Below are 16485 nucleotides of genomic sequence, written 5' to 3' on the forward strand. Positions count from 1 at the left end.
GTGTTGTTGAGCGCATGGCCCATGTGCAGCGAACCGGTGACGTTCGGCGGCGGGATCACGATGGTGAACGTCTCGGCCCCGGGCCTGGCGTTCGCGCCGGCACGGAAGGCATCCGCCTCGTCCCATATCGCGGCGATTTTCGGTTCGACGGCGGCGGAATCATAGGTCTTGTCGAGCATTTTCTGACCAATTTCGAGGTTCGAGGGTGGCGTTTGTAAATAGGATGGCCACGGCCAAGTCAATAAAAAAGCCGCCCCGGAGACCGGAGCGGCTTTTCAAGAAAAAGCAATCCGATCAGCGACGCGGGCCGCGTGCCACGCGCTCGATTTCTTCGCGCACCAACCGCTCGACCAGTGTCGGCAGATTATCATCAAGCCATTCGCGCAGCATCGGGCGCAGCATGTCCTCTGCGATCTCGTCCAGCGACCGGCGCTCTGCGCCGTCGATTGCCGCGGCGAGCTCCTCGAAAGAGCGGCTGATCTGCAGGCCGGCATCCTCCGAAAGCAGCGTCGGCTGGACCTCGTCCAGAACGCTCGGCAGGAAACGCTCGGTCGACGACTGAGCGGGCTCCATAGCCGGCGGCGCTGTTTCGACGGCAGGCGCCGGCTCGGCGACGGCCACCCCAGGCGTTTCCGTCAACACCGGCTCGGCCGGCTGCTGGATCGCAACATGCTGAACGGGCGCTGCGGCAGTGGGGAAAATAGGCTGTGGTTGCGATTGCGGTGCCGCGGCGCGCGGCGGTTCCGGCATCACGGCCGGCTGCGGTTCGGGCTGGCGGAAACCGCTCGGAATTTCGCGCAGGGCTTGACCGGCCTGCACGGCGCTGCGCTCGGAGGCGGCGCGCACGCGGGCGGCGACATCGGCAAGCGACAGGGCGCGGGCCGGTACTTCTGCTTCGGGGGCGGTGCCGGCCGAATTGGCGGCGACGAAACGCGGATCGGAGGAGCGCATGACCGGTTCGGGGAATTCCACGCCGGCATAGGTGTCGTCGACCGTCAGATGAATTTCGGAGCCGTTGTCATCCTCATCGGCGCCGTAGACCGGCGGCAGGGATGCGGAAATCGCCTTGCCGGCGCCGGGCTCATTGCTTTCGATGATCTGGCGGATGGAGGCCAGAATTTCTTCCATGGACGGTTCACGCGCTACACTTGGCTGAGCCATTTCTATCCCCGTTATCCCAAAACAACGACCGGATGGTGTGGAGCATTCATCCGAATCACCACGACCTTAGAATACCCCAGGCGTGAAAAAAATCATCGCGAATCAAATGAATGCCGCCATGCACAGTTTTGTTACCCAATGTTTGCCACCCGCAAAGCCTGTCGCAATTTTGCTGCGGCGACATCCATGAAACAGAACTTGAAGCGCACGGCCTCTATCCAGTCCGCCGTGGTCGCGTCAGCATAAATGTTGTTTGTGAAGGCTTTCCAGCGGCATTGATAAAAAACGGGCGCCGATGGCGCCCGTCGCTGAATTTCGTCGATAAGAACGATGTCAGAAAACGAATTCACGCGCCTTGGCGAAACCCGGCAGCGGCTTGACCGAGGCATTGAAGAAGACATTTTCCGAAACAGCGCCGCGCTCGGCGACGAAGACCTTGGCGCGGGCGGCATTGCCGTAACCTTCGACCGTGATCAGACGGCCACCATCGCGCAATTGACCGAGAAGAGTTGTTGGAACCTCTTCGACGGCGCCGTTGACGAAGATCAGATCATAGGGAGCGCCGGCAGCGTAGCCATTCTCGAGCGGGCCGGTCACGACTTCAACTTTGGCGTATCCGGCAAGCTGCGTCTTCGCCTCGGCGGCGAGCGCCTCGTCGCATTCGAGCGCGATGACGGAGCCGGCAATGATCGACAGCAGCGCCGACGTGTAACCCGTGCCGCAACCGACTTCGAGCACGAAATCATCCTTGGTGATCGCGGCCAGCTGCAGCAGCTTGGCGAGTGGCGACGCCTCCATCAGGAAGCGGGCCGGTTTTCCCGGTGCGGCGGCTGATATCTCGACATCGTTGTCGATATAAGCCAGCAGCTTCGCCTTCTCCGGCACGAAAGTCTCACGCGGCACCGTGAGAAACGCCGTCAGCACGGAATGCGAGGTAACGTCCGTCGTGCGAACCTGGGTATCGACCATCTTTGCGCGCGCTGCTTCGAAATCCATCATGTCCTCTCGCTCTTAAAAAGCGGTTCCTGTCCCTCGTCTCTTAATCTCCACCACGGATGCTTTCAAGGCTTGGCAGCCGCAGGCGGAAAGAATCCGGCCGGCGCCTCTTCCGTGCCACAGGAGACAGGATGGACGCTGCAACTCCAGCGTGGAACCTTCCGCCCCCTCATGTTATGATTTGCAACGGAGGAAATAGGAGAGCAGGCCATGTCTGCGATTTTTGAATATTTCACGCTGTTCGATTTTTTCATCGTCGCAGCGCTGATTGGCATATTCTGCTGCGGGCTGCTGGACGGCGAAACGACCTGGAGGCGATAGGGCGCCGAAGCGCATTCGGAGATATCCCCCGCATCGCGGCTGCGGCAATTCATGTCGGCGGGCGCAGGTCTGACATGCGTTCTTTTCCTTTGAAATCCAGCCTTCGACAGCCGCATGCGCATTAACGTTACGTCAACCATTTTGTTGCTGCGCCCTCGCCTTCCGCTATGGGTGTGCGCATGCACTACAACGCCGATGCCCGCCTGCTGCTGATCAAATACAGCAGCGGCGACATTCGCAGCTTCACCCGCATTTCGCCGCAGGGCATGCGACGGCTGCTCGGCGCCGGCCCCGAAATCGATGACGGGCCTGAACTGAGCGATCTGGAATATCAGGCGGAAATCCGCAAGGGCGGCCTGAGGGCGCTCTACCGACTCACGGGAATCAATCCGTCACAGTTCGATTTTTCGCCCGGCCAGCGGATCTGGTAGCATCGCAAACGCCGATGCCGCACCGCTGCGCCAGCGGCGTTTCACATTAATTCTATCATGTGGAAGAATGTTGGAGGCCTCGCCCGGAATTGAACCGGGGTACAAGGATTTGCAGTCCTCTGCGTCACCACTCCGCCACGAGGCCTCACGCGCTCGTTATCTGAGCCGTGGCGAGCGTTTAGAATGATCGTAAGGAAATCGCAAGAGGGCATTTCGGAAAAACGCCATTCCGCAGTTGCTGAAACGACCATTTTTCCATCCCCAAACGGAGTGGGCGCAGGCTGGAATTTTCACGGCCGTAACGATGCCCCATTTCCTGCCAATGATTGCATTTGAAACAAATTCTTGACTTGACTTCGATCATCGTCCGGGCCTCAATTATCCTCGGGAGGGTATAGGAGCTTGCGATGGATTGGGCTGCCCTCAAATCGAAGCACGTGCATGCGGCATTCGATGCCGAAACCCGGGATCTGCATGTAAAATTCCCCGGTTCTCCGCCGGTGAAACATGCAAATATTCCGCTGCACGTCTACCAGAACCTGCTGGAAACGGATGATCCGCACTTCTATTACAAATATTATATAGCGCCGTCTCGCGTATCACCGGGCCGTCGACAACCGGTCTCCGTGGCATCCTACGCAGTGAAGCTCGTCCTCCTCCTTGCCGTTTGCAGCCTGTTGCTGGCGACCAGCCTCGATCCGGACCATGGCGGGGTTTTCGAGGAAAGCGAACTCAGATCCAACTAGACGCGACTTTGCATAGGCAGAACGCCCCGGTTAACTTCAGGGCCTGCGACCAGTCGGCTGCTTCCGGCGTCGAAATTGTCGCTCCTGTTCTGAGAACGGTAGCGCCGGTTGTCCCGCTCGCGGTCGTTCCTCCCATCACGCTCATTCCGGCCGTTGAAATTGCGATAGTTGCGAGGCCCGTTGTAGCTGCCGCCTTGGCCGTGATCGACCACGCAGCCTTCGGGCCGACGGCAGATGCCACGGGCGTCGAAACCGCCGCTGTCGACACCCTGGGCCACGGCGGGCGCGCCGGAGAGAATGCTCGCCGCTGACAGGACAACCACAAAAAATAGCTTCATTTCCTCACCTGGGCCATTGTGGGGCACTTACACTTTATAAACCACGAATGCGAAAAGCGCTCCACTGTTCCACGGTCCCCTCACTGGGGCGACCATCAGCCAGCCGGGTTTCGCCGCCTGTGCCACCAGACCGCCAGCCGCCGCCGAAGCCGGCGCGCGAACGGCAGATCATGCGAGAGCACCAGGAAGCCGAGCGGCAGCATCCAGAAGCCGAGAATGGGCAAGAAACCCAGCAAGCCGCAGAAAATGAGGGCCACGCCGAGTGCCATCCGCGCGATGCGCGAGCGCGGCATGCCGATGCTGAAGGAGCCGAGCACAAGCCTGCCGCTTGCATGATCGATGCCGAAGCGCCCTGCCCGCGCCTTGCGCTTTTCGCCACCACTTGTCTCACTGCGATCATTCACATTTGTCATTCTCCAGAGATGGGCGCAGGCACCCCAAATACAAGTTCATTTCATTTTTTTGAAAAAACCGCTTGGCAAATCGGGAAAGCGTTTGTATTAGCCCACTCACACCGCGCCAAGCAGTGATCCCTGGTAGCTCAGCGGTAGAGCATTCGACTGTTAATCGACAGGTCGCCGGTTCGAATCCGGCCCGGGGAGCCATTTTTCAAGTAATCGCCTGTTTCGTTGATAAATCGGAAAGCAGGCGTTTTCTTCCCACTTTTCCTCCCGCTTTTGAATGCTCCCAAGGGCTTTTCGCGTTGGGCATCGCGGACAACGCGCTTTTTACGACGGGTAGGCATTCGCTGGCCAACCAACCGGCGGCGGTGTAAAGCAAACGCCATGGCGCTAGATCCTGAAAAAGCATTTTTAGATTACAGTGCGGCGGACTGCAGCGTGCAGTTCTGGACCGCCAACGCACCGGCCGTGCAATTTACCTCTTTGGAAGCCGCTGTCCGGTTCGCAAAAGACCATGGCGGCAGGTGGGAAGAGATTGAGATAACAGTGCATCTGCCGCGCGAGGACATCGTATTCGCTACCGGAAAAGTACATCGACTCATTGACGCTTTGCCAGGTGATCTCCGGAAAAAACGGTAATGAGATGGATTGGCCGTCAATAGAACCGGCTGGCGCGCTGCCGGGCCGTCTTGGCCAATTTTCAAAAAGTGTCTTGAACTTTCAATAGACGCTTTTTCTGTTCAGCTCAAAGCATCAGCTTGCCTCGCTCGGACCACGCCCGCAGCTCGCGGTGATGCAGCGAAACACATACTCTCACCACAGCATCTGGATAAGATCACGGTCATGGCTCTCAGTATGGCGATAGGAATCGGAATCGGCGCGGCAGTCGGCCCGATACTGTTCGATGACGCCGCGATCGGCATCACATTCGGTGTCGCGATCGGCGCCGCGGTTGGGGCTGCCATCAAACAGAAGTGACGGCTTGCTGAACGCCAGCCTGACGCTCCGCCAGCTCCGGTTTGCTTGTACGGGCAAAGAGACGACCGCCTCTAGTAGCTGCACGAACGACCGTCGCCGGGTCGGAACCCATCGGCGCAGGCCGGGTTCATTGAATCTCCCGGCTGATATCCTGATGCCGTGCCATAGGAATTCGGTGGTGTCGAGCAGGCCGAGATGATGGCGGCAAGACTGATTGCCCCGGCTGCTACAAATGCCCGAAATTTCTTCATCGATGCCTCTCCAGTTTGGCTGTGACCGAGTGACGAGAGCTTCGGCTCTCTCCTGCCAAGATCACCTTGTCCCTCAAGATATGGCGCTCGCTTCGCCGGACGTCAGCTCCGAACGCGCAAGATTCTTATCGATCTCGATTAGCTCCGCATGAAGATTGTCGATGACCAAGCCGGCCGGGAACAAAGACCGTGGTTCAAAGTTGAGTGGCATCAACCACGTAACGTCAGTTTCTGACAGGAGGTCTTTCATGGGTCGCGGTATTCTGCTTTGGCTGCTTGGTGTTCCACTGCCGATCATCATCCTTCTTGCTCTGTTTATGCGATAGGGACGGATCATGTCGGTTTCAATGACAGGTTCCGGAGAGATTGCTACTCCGGTCGAATCCTCCAAATCCGCCATGACATGGGGGCCCATCTTCGGAGGCGCCGCTGCTGCCATCGGCGTGACCCTCATTCTTTTGCTGCTTGGATCCGGGGTTGGGTTGACGATGGTGTCGCCCTGGTCGGGGCAAAGCAGCTCGCTCGGCACGGTCGGGGTGACGGCGGCGATCTGGCTCGTTGTCGTGCAATGGCTCTCCTCCGGGCTCGGCGGCTATATCACCGGCCGGCTGCGCACGAAGTGGGCGGCTGTCCACACCGACGAGGTATTCTTCCGCGACACGGCGCATGGCTTCATCAGCTGGGCGCTGGCGACGATTTTCGTCGCCGGATTTCTAGCCTCGTCGCTGACCTCTCTTGCCGGTGCGGGCGCACAGGCCGTGGGTTCGGCCGCCACCGCCGCAGGTACAGCGGCGTCATCGACGGCATCGGCCGCGGATCTGCCCACCGCCTATTTTACCGACGCTTTGCTGCGTCCTGAACAGGCCCGTGCAGGAGCAACATCCGATGATGATGCTGCAACGGCTGAGGTCTCCCGCATCCTCCTCAACGGTGCTGCCGCCGGCCAGATTCCGGATGACGACAAGGCCTATCTTGCCACCATCGTCTCTGCTCGCACCGGTCTTTCCGAGGCCGATGCACGCACCCGCGTCGACACTGTGCTGAAGCGCATCGACGACGCCAAGGTCGCCGCCCAGAAAGCCGCCGATGAGGCACGCAAGGCTGCCTCCACCACAGCATTGCTCGGCGCACTGTCACTTCTGATTGGGGCATTCATCGCTGCTGCCGCCGCAGCGTTTGGCGGTTCGCAGCGCGACGAAGAGGAAGATCTCATCGTTACCTCCCGGATCTAAGATCGACGGAAATCGGGGCGCAGGGTCGAAAGGCCACGCGCCCCTTTATGTTGGGCCTCGGGTCTCCCGTGCTCGACTATCGGCCGCCCCCAGGTGGYCTCTTGCCCAGTTGCGGTTTATTTCGCATCGAGCGGAACATGTGGCCGTTGGGGAGCTTCGGTTAGGTAAAACCCTTTCCGGAGAATATAGATGGCCAAGAAGACCTCTCAAACCTCGCCCTCGGACAACGCAACGATCCATGATCAGAAACTGCACCGGGGTGCAGGCGGCGAGCTCCATCAGTTTGCCGAAGACGGCATGCCGGTGCTGACCACAGCGCAAGGTGGCCCCGTTTCCGATGATCAGAATACGCTTCGCGTTGGCGCCCGTGGCCCGGCCCTCATCGACGACTTCCACTTCCGTGAGAAGATCTTTCATTTCGACCACGAGCGCATTCCCGAGCGGGTCGTGCATGCGCGCGGTTACGGCGCCCATGGCTACTTCGAAACATACGAATCCCTGGCTGCCTATACCCGGGCCGATCTTTTCCAGCGGCCCGGCGAAAAGACGCCGGCCTTCGTCCGGTTCTCGACCGTTGCCGGCAGCAAGGGTTCCTTCGATCTGGCGCGCGACGTGCGTGGTTTCGCAGTGAAGATCTACACCCAGCAGGGAAATTGGGACCTGGTCGGCAACAACATCCCCGTTTTCTTCATTCAGGACGCGATAAAATTTCCCGACGTCATTCATTCCGTAAAGCCGGAACCCGATAGGCAATTTCCGCAGGCGCAGTCGGCGCATGACAATTTCTGGGACTTCATTACCCTCACGCCCGAAAGCATGCACATGATCATGTGGGTGATGTCGGACCGCGCCATCCCGCGCTCGTTCCGGTTCATGGAGGGGTTCGGCGTTCATACCTTCCGCTTCGTCAATGCAGCGGATGAATCGACCTTCGTCAAATTCCATTGGAAACCGAAACTCGGCCTGCAGTCCGTCGCCTGGAACGAGGCAGTCAAAATCAATGGAGCGGATCCGGATTTCCATCGCCGCGACCTCTGGCAGTCGATCCAGTCGGGAGCCTTCCCGGAATGGGAGCTCTGCGTGCAGCTTTTCGATCAGGACTTCGCCGACACGTTCGACTTCGACATTCTCGATCCGACGAAGATCATTCCGGAGGAGATCCTTCCGGTCAAACCGATCGGCCGTCTTGTGCTCGACCGAATGCCGGAGAACTTTTTTGCGGAGACCGAGCAGGTCGCGTTTATCACGCAGAATGTTCCCCCCGGTATCGACTTCAGCAACGATCCGCTGCTGCAGGGACGAAATTTCTCCTATCTCGACACGCAGCTGAAACGTCTGGGCGGTCCGAATTTCACGCATCTGCCGATCAACGCGCCGAAGTGTCCCTTCCACAATTTCCAGCAGGACGGCCATATGGCGATGCGCAATCCTGTCGGACGCGTCAATTACCAGCCGAATTCCTGGAATCAGGGGCCGCGGGAATCGCCGGTTCAGGGCTATCGCCACTTCCCGGCCGAGGAGCAGGGCCCCAAGGTTCGGCTGCGGCCGGAAAGCTTTGCCGATCATTACAGCCAGGCGCGACAGTTCTACATCAGCCAGACTCCGCCCGAGCAACGCCATATCGCTGCGGCGCTGATCTTCGAACTGAGCAAGGTCGAAACGCCGGTCATTCGTGAGCGTATGGTCTCGCATCTGATGAACATCGATGAGACGCTGGCCAGCAAGGTTGGCCACGCACTCGGGTTCAAATCGATGCCGAAGCCTGCCGATGCCGCCATGCCGACGCGGCAGGATCTCGAGCCGTCGCCGGCGCTCAGCATCGTCGAGCGCGGTCCGAAGCGGTTCGAAGGACGCAAGCTCGGCATTCTTGTCAGCGATGGTACCGATGCCGCTATCTTCAAGGCGCTGCTTGCCGAGATCACCGAGCAGAAGGCAACATTCGAAGTGATCGCGCCAAAGATCGGCGGCGTGACACTCTCGGACGGCAATTGGATCGAAGCGCATCAGATGATCGACGGCGGACCTTCGGTGCTTTACGACGCCGTCGCCCTCCTCCCCTCGGCAGAGGGAACCGGCGACCTGCTGAAGGAGGCCACGGCCCGCGATTTCGTGGCGGATGCCTTCGTGCACTGCAAGTTCATCGGTTATGTGGAAGCAGCGCTGCCGCTGATGCAGAAGGCCGGAATTGCCGATGCACTGGATGAGGGCGTGATTGCGCTCGGAGCAGCAAAAGATGTCACGGCTTTTATCCAGGCGCTTGGCAAACTGCGGGTCTGGGGCCGAGAGCCGTCGGTCAAATTGAATTGACCGTCTCGTCTTCATGTCCGCGAGAGAATGGCTAGTCGTCAGAATAAAACCCGCGGAAACGCGGGTTTTATGTCGTTTGCGGCGCCCTATCTATTCTGGCGAGGTGATGGAAGCCTCTCCGTCTTCCGTTTTACGCTGTGGAGAGCCGTATGCGCTGGCGCTTTCGACAGATCTCTGACTGGGCCGTCTCATGGGCAGGGCATCCTGTGGTCCCTGTCACGCTGGTCGCATTCGCAGTCATATGGGCGGCAGTCGGTCTCAGCTTCTCCTTTCCACGCGGGTGGTTTCTGCTGACCAACATGATCGGTACCCTCATTATATTTTTCATTTTGCTGCTGGTGCAGAACTCCCAAAATCGGGACATGATGGCGCTTCATGCCAAGCTCGACGAACTGATCCGATCAAGCAAGGCAGGAAACCACTGGATTGCGGTCGAGAAGAAAAACGCGGAGGCAATCGAGGGAATGCGCCGGCAACACCACGACCAAATCTCAAAGACGGCGAATTAGGCGGACGCTGCCTCTGCGGCAGATTTCTCATCCGCCTTTTCCTCGACGCATTCGGCTTTCTCGGCAAGGGTCTTGCTCATTTCCCTGAGTTCGCCCYCCTCCAGCTTTTCGATGCCAACAAACTTGTTGGCCGCCTGGCTCGTCAGGATGAGTTCGTCAAGTTTGGCCTGCAGAGCCTTTCCGTCACGGTTCTGGCTGTTCTGCAACACGAACACCATCAAGAAGGTAATGATCGTGGTGGTGGTGTTGATCACAAGTTGCCAGGTTTCGGAATAGCCGAAAAAAGGGCCGGAAACCGCCCAGACAAGCACGAGCGCCAAAGCCGCTACGAAGGTGAACGGCTTTCCCGAGAGATCGGCGACGGCGGTAGCAAAGGAAGAGAAGAAGTTGGATTTGTTCGACATCTGAAAAGCCTCGTTGGGTCGCAGCGTCAATGCTGTCAATCGACAACATCAACTCCACATCCGGGCCGAAGTTCCTGGCGCCGCCGATGTCAATCCAGAGGTCGGACGCCCATCTGCTTGCACCATGGAGAAGACTGCCGCTAAGCTGGATGTCTGATGAGAAAAGTGTCCATGCATTGAGAAGCCCGGTGGCTTGAAAAATATTGTGCACCGCAGCAACCATTTCGTAGACTGACGCGTTTAGTTCAGCATCACCGCCATCCCGGCTGCTGATTGGCGGAGACTTTCATGAGATCTATGTCAGACACCCTCGCACGCCTTGCTGCGCTGCGAGGAACCCTTCGCGCCCAACCCACGCAGGGCAGCCCCGATCTCGTCGCCTTGGACGCATTTGGCTCAAACCCAGGCGCCTTGGGGGGCTACACCTATTTGCCGTCGAAGCGCGGGAAAGATATGGCTCTGGTCGTTGTCCTGCACGGCTGTACCCAGACTGCCGCCGGGTATGATATCGGATCCGGCTGGTCTGGATTGGCCGAGGACTATGGCTTCGCGCTGCTGTTTCCCGAGCAGCGAAGGGCAAACAATGCAAATCTCTGCTTCAATTGGTTCAACCCGGAGGACATTCGCCGGGATCACGGCGAGGTCTTTTCCATTCGCCAGATGATCGCAAAGGTCGTTACGGAACACGGTATCGACAGCAGGCGCGTGTTCGTGACCGGGCTTTCGGCCGGCGGCGCCATGACCGCCGCCATGCTTGCCACCTATCCCGAGGTTTTTGCGGGTGGCGCGATCATTGCCGGCCTGCCATATGCAAGTGCTGCAACCATTCCCGAGGCGTTCGACCGAATGCGCGGCCATGGCGGCCCGACTGCCAAAGAGCTGGAACGGCGGTTGAGAAGCGCTTCAGGACACAAGGGCCGATGGCCGACATTAGCAATATGGCAGGGAACCGCAGACAGCACCGTCGTGCCATCCAATGCGAATGCCATCGTGGAGCAATGGAAAAGTATCCACGGCGTCGACGCATCGCCGGGGCGCGTCGAAGATATCGGACGACATCAGCGAAAGATCTGGACTGATGCTCATGGCGTTGAAGTGATCGAGCTCTATACGATTGCCGGGATGGGTCACGGCACGCCTCTCGATGTCGGCACCGGCTACGGGGCAAGCGGCCCCTTCATGCTTGACGTCGGAATTTCCTCGACCGTCGAAATTGCCAGGTCCTGGGGTCTGGTGCCCTCATTTGAAAAACGGCGCAACACGAAAGCCCCTGCTGCGCAACCGGAAAACGCTGCAGATCCATTCGGCACGGGCAGCGATCGTGGCGGCATTCAAAAAATCATTGAAGACGCCCTCCGGTCCGCCGGGCTGATGCGGTAGTCGCAAGGCACACGACGGCCATCGGCGAGATTGCCGCTATCGGTTTTGAGACCTGGGCAGTGGTCCGTTTTGATGGCTGAAGACCAGTTCGCTCTGGACATCTTGCTGAAACTGCAGCACCCGCTGACCGACATCGCTCTCCGGTATCCCAGCCGCCAGAAGCTGATCGGCAAGCCTGCGGCATTCGGCCTTCCAGAATTCTATCGCATCTGCGCCATGCCGGCGGCCGAGTTCGCGAGCGCAACGCTCAATATTGGCAGTTCCGGTTCCAGCAGGAAAGGCAATAATTCTGCCTTCATTGGCGCCGGCAGGCCGGCGGGTCATTTCAGTAGCCATCGAACACAGGTTCCTTTGATCCTGTTCGTTGTCTACGAGACTATGGTTAACGCTTTCTATTTGCTGCAGTAAGAAGATCAATCAGGTGGAATTTTGGCGGGCCGCAACGTCACCAGACAATCGGATGGGTTTTGCCGGTGAGCACGTTCACGAACCCCTCCGGCGCCAGCTCCGACGGCGCGACCAGGACCCAGCKCCAGGGCGAGCAGGTCAGCGTCGCAAATGACAGGCGTTCGGGAAAGCCTGGCCACCATCGGGGCGAGAAGGTCGGCTCGTACATCCAGTCGATCCCGGCGCCGGCCGCATAAAGGGCCTGCATCTCCGCATCCAGCGCTTCAGCCGAACGCGCCGTCATCAGGCCACCGACCTCGTAGCGGACACGAGCGAGAATCTTGCCGCCGGATACCAGCGCCCAGCCGCCCTGCTGCTCGTTCAGGGCATTCACGGCCATCGCCATCGCCTCGTCCGATGAGCCGACCGTCCAGATATTATGCTTGTCGTGCCCGAGTGTGGAGGCGAGCGCAGTCTCCGGCGTGCGCGGTCCGGTGCCCAGCCAGAACATCCTGGAGACCTTGGCCTCCCCGGAAAACCGGTCGACAATCGAGAATTTGGTGACATTGCGCGCGGGATCCCGCTGTACGGCGCCATCCTCCACCGGCAATTCCATGGTGATGAAATCGTCGTGCCAGTGAAACGGCCGCAAAAGTGCTGCGTTGACCGTGGTCCGGTTCGTCGGCGCCTCGATACGGAAATCGTCAGCCGTGACCGTCCTGTCTATTTTCACGGTGCGCGTCGCCCATTGCGGCCAATCGATTTCGGGACGCACGCCAAGGAATGTCGCACCCTCGGACACAGGACGCCCGTCCGCCCATACTTTTTCGATCGACAGGCTGGCGACGTCGCTGAGAAGAACGAAATCGGCGAAACGGCCTGGCGCGATCGATCCGACCCACGGCGTCAGCCGCATGTGGCGTGCCGGATTGAGGGTGACGCACTGGATGGCGATCTCCGGCGCAAGGCCGTTTTCGATGGCGAGGCGGACATTGTGGTCGGTCGCGCCGATTTTCAGTGTGTCGGAGGCGCTGCGGTCGTCGGTCACCAGAGCGATCTGCGACCAGTCCGTCAGCCCCTTGTCGATCAGGCCGCGGATCACCTCCGGCAGGGAATGCGGCCTGAGCTCGATGAAAAGACCGTGGAGAAGCTTCTGCCAGATCTCGTCGAGAAACCAGCCTTCGTGATCGGAGGCGAGACCCGCTGCGGCGAAGGCATTGATCGAGGCCATGTCGCGCAGCCCGGCGCCGTGGCCTTCGACCACGCCGCGCTGCTCGAAGGTCGCGCCGATCATGCCCCATAGCCGATCGTAGGAAGGATTGCCGGGATCGGATATGGACGGCCAGTCCATGACCTCGTCGAGCCCGGCGACCATCAGGCTTTCGGAAAGGAAGGCCTTCTGCTCATCGTAACCGAACCAGCCGCCACCCCATTCATAGGCGGTCGGTGGCACGGCGGAGCCAGGCAGGGGAAAGATCTTCATCGGCGATCCGCGCCGGCGCGCTTCCAGCCAGAATTCCAGATTGCGGGCGCCGTTGACGTTGGAAAACTCGTGGCTCGCCTCGCAAGTCCAGGTCACGCCATGTGGCATCACCAGAGCCGCCTCCCATTCGGGCGTCAGGTGGGAGCTTTCGATATGTTTATGCGCCTCGCCGAAGCCCGGCACGGCCGCAAGATCCGGCTCGGATAAGCGCTCGCTCACTTCGCCTGCGTAACTGCCGGCGGGGCCGACGTAGGCGATGCGGCGGCCCTTGATGACGATCTCCTGATCGTCGAGCCATGTCCTGGTGTGGACATCGAGCAACCTGCCCACGCGCAACAGCCTGTCGGCGGGCCGGCGTCCGAGCGCCGTCAGCACCAGATCCTGGCGCGTCAGCACCTCGTCGGACGCGTTGATCAGCAGATCATCTGGAAGAGCAGTGCGCGAAGTGGCCATGAATGAAATGCCCGTGAGAAGCTGGAACCGCCGGACCGTAAAGACCACACCCGGATGTGTAAAGCGCTGATGAACCACACGTTTCGTGAGCGGCGACAAGGCATGGGCAACCGGGAGTTACTGACGGGATCGGTCTGGGAAAATTCCCCGCATAAGAGCCTATTTGCTCAATTATTGAGCTTGCGACCTGACCGATCAAAAAATAGTATCCCTCAAATCCAGGGGGTATGATCCCGATTATCAAATCCGTTTTTCACAGAAGGACATTGCTCATGAAGGCCAGACGTTTTGCCCGAATCCTGTCTCTTGCGCTGCTTGCCGCCGTCGGCAGCACCGTTGCGGCACATGCGCAATCGAAGACTCTGACCATCTCTTGGTGGGGCTATAATGGCGAGAAGATGAATGCGAACATCATCACGCCCTTCAAGAAGATCTGCGGCTGCGAGATCGTGTTCGAGACCGGCAACAATGCCGACCGGCTCAACAAGCTGAAACTGCGCGACGGCAAGGGCGTCGATGTCATCTATCTCACCGACAGCTTCTCGCAGCTCGGCATCGAACAGGGATTGTTTCAGGAGATCGATGCGTCGAAGATCCCCAACCTCGCTGATATCTACGAGCTGGGCAAGGCGCCTCAGGGCAAATACGGACCTGCCTACACGATCGGACGCGTCGGCATTGTCTATGACTCCGCCAAGGTCAACCCACCGATCACCGCCTGGGGCGACCTGTGGCGCGAAGATCTGAAAAGCTCCGTCTCCTTGCCCGGAATCACCACTACGGCCGGCCCGCTGGTCGTGCTGGAAGCCGGCAAGCATGGCGGCGCGGATGCCTATGAAGACGCCGACAAGGCCTTTGCGGAAATCGAGGCACTCAAGCCCAATGTCGTCAAGAACTACAACACCGGGTCGGAGCTGGTGAACCTGATATCAACAGGCGAAGTTCGCGTTGCGCTGGCCCAGGACTTTACCCTGGCATCGATGCAGGCGGCCGTTCCGACGATGACATGGGCCAAGCTCAAGGACGGCGACATCGCGACGCTGAACACCGTGAACATCCCGAAGGGTTCCGAAAATGTCGAACTCGCCCATCAGTTCATCAACTTCATCCTGTCCAAAGAAGTCCAGCAGGCTGAAGCCGAACAAGGCGTCGACGCGCCGATCTCGACAAAGGTCAGCCTGACGCCGGACCAGGCGAAGATCTGGACCTATGGCCCGGATATGGTCGCCAGCCTTACCCGAATCGACTATGCCAAGATGAATGCTGCCAAGGCCGACTGGATCGACCGGTGGAACGAAGTCTTCGGTCAGTAAGCTGCGCGATGTCCGGCCTGGGGCCGGTTTGTTGCCAGTCCTGGGCCAGACCTAGGCCAGACATGGAAGCGCCGCACATCCGTATCCGAGATGCGGCGCGCTCCTGATATCAGGACATGCCGCGAGTTTTAAGATGAAGCATTTTGCCAGGTGGGGATTGACGATGCCGGCGACGATTGCCGTCGTTGTGCTCCTCATCGTTCCCGTCGCCATCACCATCGCGGCAACGTTCGCGGAGCCGAAGGGCGTGTTTGCGCCCTATGTGACATTCTTCAGCAGCGGTTTTCGCCGGGCGGTTCTTTATCGGACGCTGGAGGTCGCCCTGGTCACGACGACGATTTCGCTCACTGTGGGCTTCATCACCGCCTATGTGATCGCGCAAATGCCCGGTCGCGCAAAGAGCATCATGATCATCGCAGCGGTTTTTCCGCTGCTGACGGGTGTCGTCGTCCGATCCTTCGCATGGCTGATCATTCTCGGGAAGAATGGCATCCTGAATGCCATGCTGATCTCGAMCGGCCTTATCGGGGAGCCGCTTTCGATGCTCTATACCGAAGGCTCGGTCATCGTCGCCATGGTCTATCTCTTCGTTCCCCTGATGATCCTGACGCTGGTCGGGGTGCTTGAAGGCATCCCGCGCGATCTGATCGACGCCTCCGCCTCGCTCGGCGCGAGACCACTGATGACATTCTTTCAGGTGATCCTGCCGCTCGCGACACCCGGCCTCATCGTCGGCGCGGTCCTGGTCTTCACCGGCAGCTTCACCTCCTATGCGACACCGCAACTGCTCGGCGGAGAAAAGCAGATGATGATGGGGACCTTCCTCTACCAGCGCGCCATGGTGACCTTCGATTGGGTGGGCGCATCGACGATCGCCGCCATCATGGTGGTGCTGACGCTCGGCGTCGTCCTCATCATGAGCCGCATCGCACGCCGGCTCAATCCGATGGCGGTATGATGGACAGGCGCGTTCACCCGATCCTCGCCGCCTTTGCGGCCTGCGTTTTCTTCTTCCTGCTCGCACCGCTGGTCATCATCGTGGGTGCGGCCTTCAGCGACACGACCTATCTGACCTTCCCGCCGCAGGGCCTGACATTGCGCTGGTTCGTCAATATCTTCGAGATCGAGGCCTTCCGCACGACCGCGCTGACCAGCCTGCAGGTCGCCTTTTTCGGTACGGCGCTGTCCCTGCTGATCGGTGTCCCGGCGGCCTATGCGATCAACCGCTACCGGGTGGAATTGCCGCGCTGGCTTTCCACCATTTTCGTCCTGCCGATCCTGGTGCCGGAGATCGTCTTCGGATTTTCGCTGATGAAATCGGTCACAATTGGCCTCGGGCTTCCGATCTTCATCAGCCTGCTGGTCGGCCATGCGCTGCTGATCCTGCCCTATTC

20 protein-coding genes and 2 tRNA genes are annotated in these 16485 nt (G+C 59.5%); 12 read left to right on the forward strand and 10 right to left on the reverse strand.

Annotated elements, in window-relative coordinates; genetic code table 11:
- The 3 genes from AC1D1Z_RS26590 to AC1D1Z_RS26600 all read right to left on the reverse strand — a co-directional run.
- Nucleotides 1-179 (reverse strand): class I tRNA ligase family protein (locus AC1D1Z_RS26590; protein ID WP_477852083.1); only part of this gene is annotated, 179 nt, incomplete at its 3' end.
- 115 nt (nucleotides 180-294) lie between these two features.
- Nucleotides 295-1161: a PopZ family protein gene (locus tag AC1D1Z_RS26595; RefSeq protein ID WP_130652270.1), complete on the reverse strand. Its 867-nt coding sequence runs from the start codon at nucleotides 1159-1161 to the stop codon at nucleotides 295-297.
- A 333-nt stretch (nucleotides 1162-1494) separates the two neighbouring features.
- Complete coding sequence (locus tag AC1D1Z_RS26600; protein ID WP_197728250.1) at nucleotides 1495-2160, reverse strand: protein-L-isoaspartate O-methyltransferase family protein; 666 nt, start codon at nucleotides 2158-2160, stop codon at nucleotides 1495-1497.
- A gap of 497 nt (nucleotides 2161-2657) precedes the next feature.
- Here AC1D1Z_RS26600 and AC1D1Z_RS26605 point away from each other — a divergent pair, with 497 nt between their 5' ends.
- On the forward strand, nucleotides 2658-2909 hold the full coding sequence (locus tag AC1D1Z_RS26605; protein ID WP_245515878.1) for a hypothetical protein: 252 nt from the start codon (nucleotides 2658-2660) through the stop codon (nucleotides 2907-2909).
- A 71-nt stretch (nucleotides 2910-2980) separates the two neighbouring features.
- Here AC1D1Z_RS26605 and AC1D1Z_RS26610 read toward each other — a convergent pair.
- Nucleotides 2981-3054, reverse strand: a tRNA-Cys gene (locus AC1D1Z_RS26610).
- Nucleotides 3055-3316: 262 nt separating this feature from the next.
- On the opposite strand from AC1D1Z_RS26610, the gene AC1D1Z_RS26615 reads away from it, so the two are divergent.
- Nucleotides 3317-3655 carry a KTSC domain-containing protein gene (locus AC1D1Z_RS26615; protein ID WP_130652269.1) on the forward strand — a complete coding sequence of 113 codons (339 nt, stop codon included), beginning with the start codon at nucleotides 3317-3319 and terminating at the stop codon, nucleotides 3653-3655.
- Here the strand turns inward: AC1D1Z_RS26615 and AC1D1Z_RS26620 are convergent.
- Both AC1D1Z_RS26620 and AC1D1Z_RS26625 read right to left on the reverse strand, forming a co-directional pair.
- Nucleotides 3652-3993 (reverse strand): hypothetical protein, encoded by a 342-nt coding sequence (locus AC1D1Z_RS26620; RefSeq protein WP_130652268.1) that lies wholly within the window; start codon nucleotides 3991-3993, stop codon nucleotides 3652-3654. The two genes, AC1D1Z_RS26615 and AC1D1Z_RS26620, sit on opposite strands and share 4 nt — an antisense overlap.
- A 95-nt stretch (nucleotides 3994-4088) precedes the next feature.
- A complete protein-coding gene (locus tag AC1D1Z_RS26625; RefSeq protein WP_018445659.1) occupies nucleotides 4089-4406 on the reverse strand; it encodes a hypothetical protein in 318 nt (105 codons plus the stop codon).
- 117 nt (nucleotides 4407-4523) lie between these two features.
- On the opposite strand from AC1D1Z_RS26625, the gene AC1D1Z_RS26630 reads away from it, so the two are divergent.
- The 3 genes from AC1D1Z_RS26630 (at nucleotide 4524) to AC1D1Z_RS26640 (ending at nucleotide 5372) form a co-directional block, all read left to right on the forward strand.
- Nucleotides 4524-4598: transfer RNA gene (locus tag AC1D1Z_RS26630), tRNA-Asn, on the forward strand.
- 180 nt (nucleotides 4599-4778) lie between these two features.
- Complete coding sequence (locus AC1D1Z_RS26635) at nucleotides 4779-5033, forward strand: hypothetical protein (protein ID WP_130652267.1); 255 nt, start codon at nucleotides 4779-4781, stop codon at nucleotides 5031-5033.
- 9 nt (nucleotides 5034-5042) lie between these two features.
- Entirely contained in the window at nucleotides 5043-5372 is a 330-nt protein-coding gene (locus AC1D1Z_RS26640) for a glycine zipper domain-containing protein (protein ID WP_130652266.1), read from the forward strand.
- A 71-nt stretch (nucleotides 5373-5443) separates the two neighbouring features.
- On the opposite strand, the gene AC1D1Z_RS26645 is transcribed toward AC1D1Z_RS26640, so the two are convergent.
- A complete protein-coding gene (locus AC1D1Z_RS26645) occupies nucleotides 5444-5623 on the reverse strand; it encodes a hypothetical protein (protein ID WP_018241777.1) in 180 nt (59 codons plus the stop codon).
- Between the two features lie 335 nt (nucleotides 5624-5958).
- Between AC1D1Z_RS26645 and AC1D1Z_RS26650 the strand changes: the two genes are divergently transcribed.
- The 3 genes from AC1D1Z_RS26650 (at nucleotide 5959) to AC1D1Z_RS26660 (ending at nucleotide 9671) form a co-directional block, all read left to right on the forward strand.
- Nucleotides 5959-6855: a hypothetical protein gene (locus AC1D1Z_RS26650; protein ID WP_131647049.1), complete on the forward strand. Its 897-nt coding sequence runs from the start codon at nucleotides 5959-5961 to the stop codon at nucleotides 6853-6855.
- Between the two features lie 189 nt (nucleotides 6856-7044).
- Entirely contained in the window at nucleotides 7045-9162 is a 2118-nt protein-coding gene (gene katE / locus AC1D1Z_RS26655; RefSeq protein ID WP_131647048.1) for a catalase, read from the forward strand.
- Nucleotides 9163-9311: 149 nt separating this feature from the next.
- Nucleotides 9312-9671 carry a low affinity iron permease family protein gene (locus AC1D1Z_RS26660; RefSeq protein ID WP_131647556.1) on the forward strand — a complete coding sequence of 120 codons (360 nt, stop codon included), beginning with the start codon at nucleotides 9312-9314 and terminating at the stop codon, nucleotides 9669-9671.
- Here the strand turns inward: AC1D1Z_RS26660 and AC1D1Z_RS26665 are convergent.
- Nucleotides 9668-10075: a low affinity iron permease family protein gene (locus tag AC1D1Z_RS26665; RefSeq protein ID WP_477852074.1), complete on the reverse strand. Its 408-nt coding sequence runs from the start codon at nucleotides 10073-10075 to the stop codon at nucleotides 9668-9670. The genes AC1D1Z_RS26660 and AC1D1Z_RS26665 overlap by 4 nt on opposite strands.
- A gap of 288 nt (nucleotides 10076-10363) precedes the next feature.
- Between AC1D1Z_RS26665 and AC1D1Z_RS26670 the strand changes: the two genes are divergently transcribed.
- Nucleotides 10364-11455 (forward strand): extracellular catalytic domain type 1 short-chain-length polyhydroxyalkanoate depolymerase, encoded by a 1092-nt coding sequence (locus tag AC1D1Z_RS26670; RefSeq protein ID WP_131647555.1) that lies wholly within the window; start codon nucleotides 10364-10366, stop codon nucleotides 11453-11455.
- Between the two features lie 36 nt (nucleotides 11456-11491).
- Here the strand turns inward: AC1D1Z_RS26670 and AC1D1Z_RS26675 are convergent, their stop codons facing one another.
- Both AC1D1Z_RS26675 and AC1D1Z_RS26680 read right to left on the reverse strand, forming a co-directional pair.
- On the reverse strand, nucleotides 11492-11791 hold the full coding sequence (locus AC1D1Z_RS26675; RefSeq protein ID WP_131647557.1) for a DUF6074 family protein: 300 nt from the start codon (nucleotides 11789-11791) through the stop codon (nucleotides 11492-11494).
- 109 nt (nucleotides 11792-11900) lie between these two features.
- Nucleotides 11901-13778: an adenine deaminase gene (locus AC1D1Z_RS26680; RefSeq protein WP_477852076.1), complete on the reverse strand. Its 1878-nt coding sequence runs from the start codon at nucleotides 13776-13778 to the stop codon at nucleotides 11901-11903.
- Nucleotides 13779-14050: 272 nt separating this feature from the next.
- Here AC1D1Z_RS26680 and AC1D1Z_RS26685 point away from each other — a divergent pair, with 272 nt between their 5' ends.
- The 3 genes from AC1D1Z_RS26685 to AC1D1Z_RS26695 form a co-directional block, all read left to right on the forward strand.
- A complete protein-coding gene (locus AC1D1Z_RS26685) occupies nucleotides 14051-15091 on the forward strand; it encodes an ABC transporter substrate-binding protein (protein ID WP_131647553.1) in 1041 nt (346 codons plus the stop codon).
- Nucleotides 15092-15224: 133 nt separating this feature from the next.
- A complete protein-coding gene (locus tag AC1D1Z_RS26690; RefSeq protein WP_477852079.1) occupies nucleotides 15225-16049 on the forward strand; it encodes an ABC transporter permease in 825 nt (274 codons plus the stop codon).
- Nucleotides 16046-16485 (forward strand): ABC transporter permease (locus AC1D1Z_RS26695; RefSeq protein ID WP_477852081.1); only part of this gene is annotated, 440 nt, incomplete at its 3' end. The genes AC1D1Z_RS26690 and AC1D1Z_RS26695, both read left to right, overlap by 4 nt.

The organism is Rhizobium sp. P1_E1 (assembly GCF_056406015.1).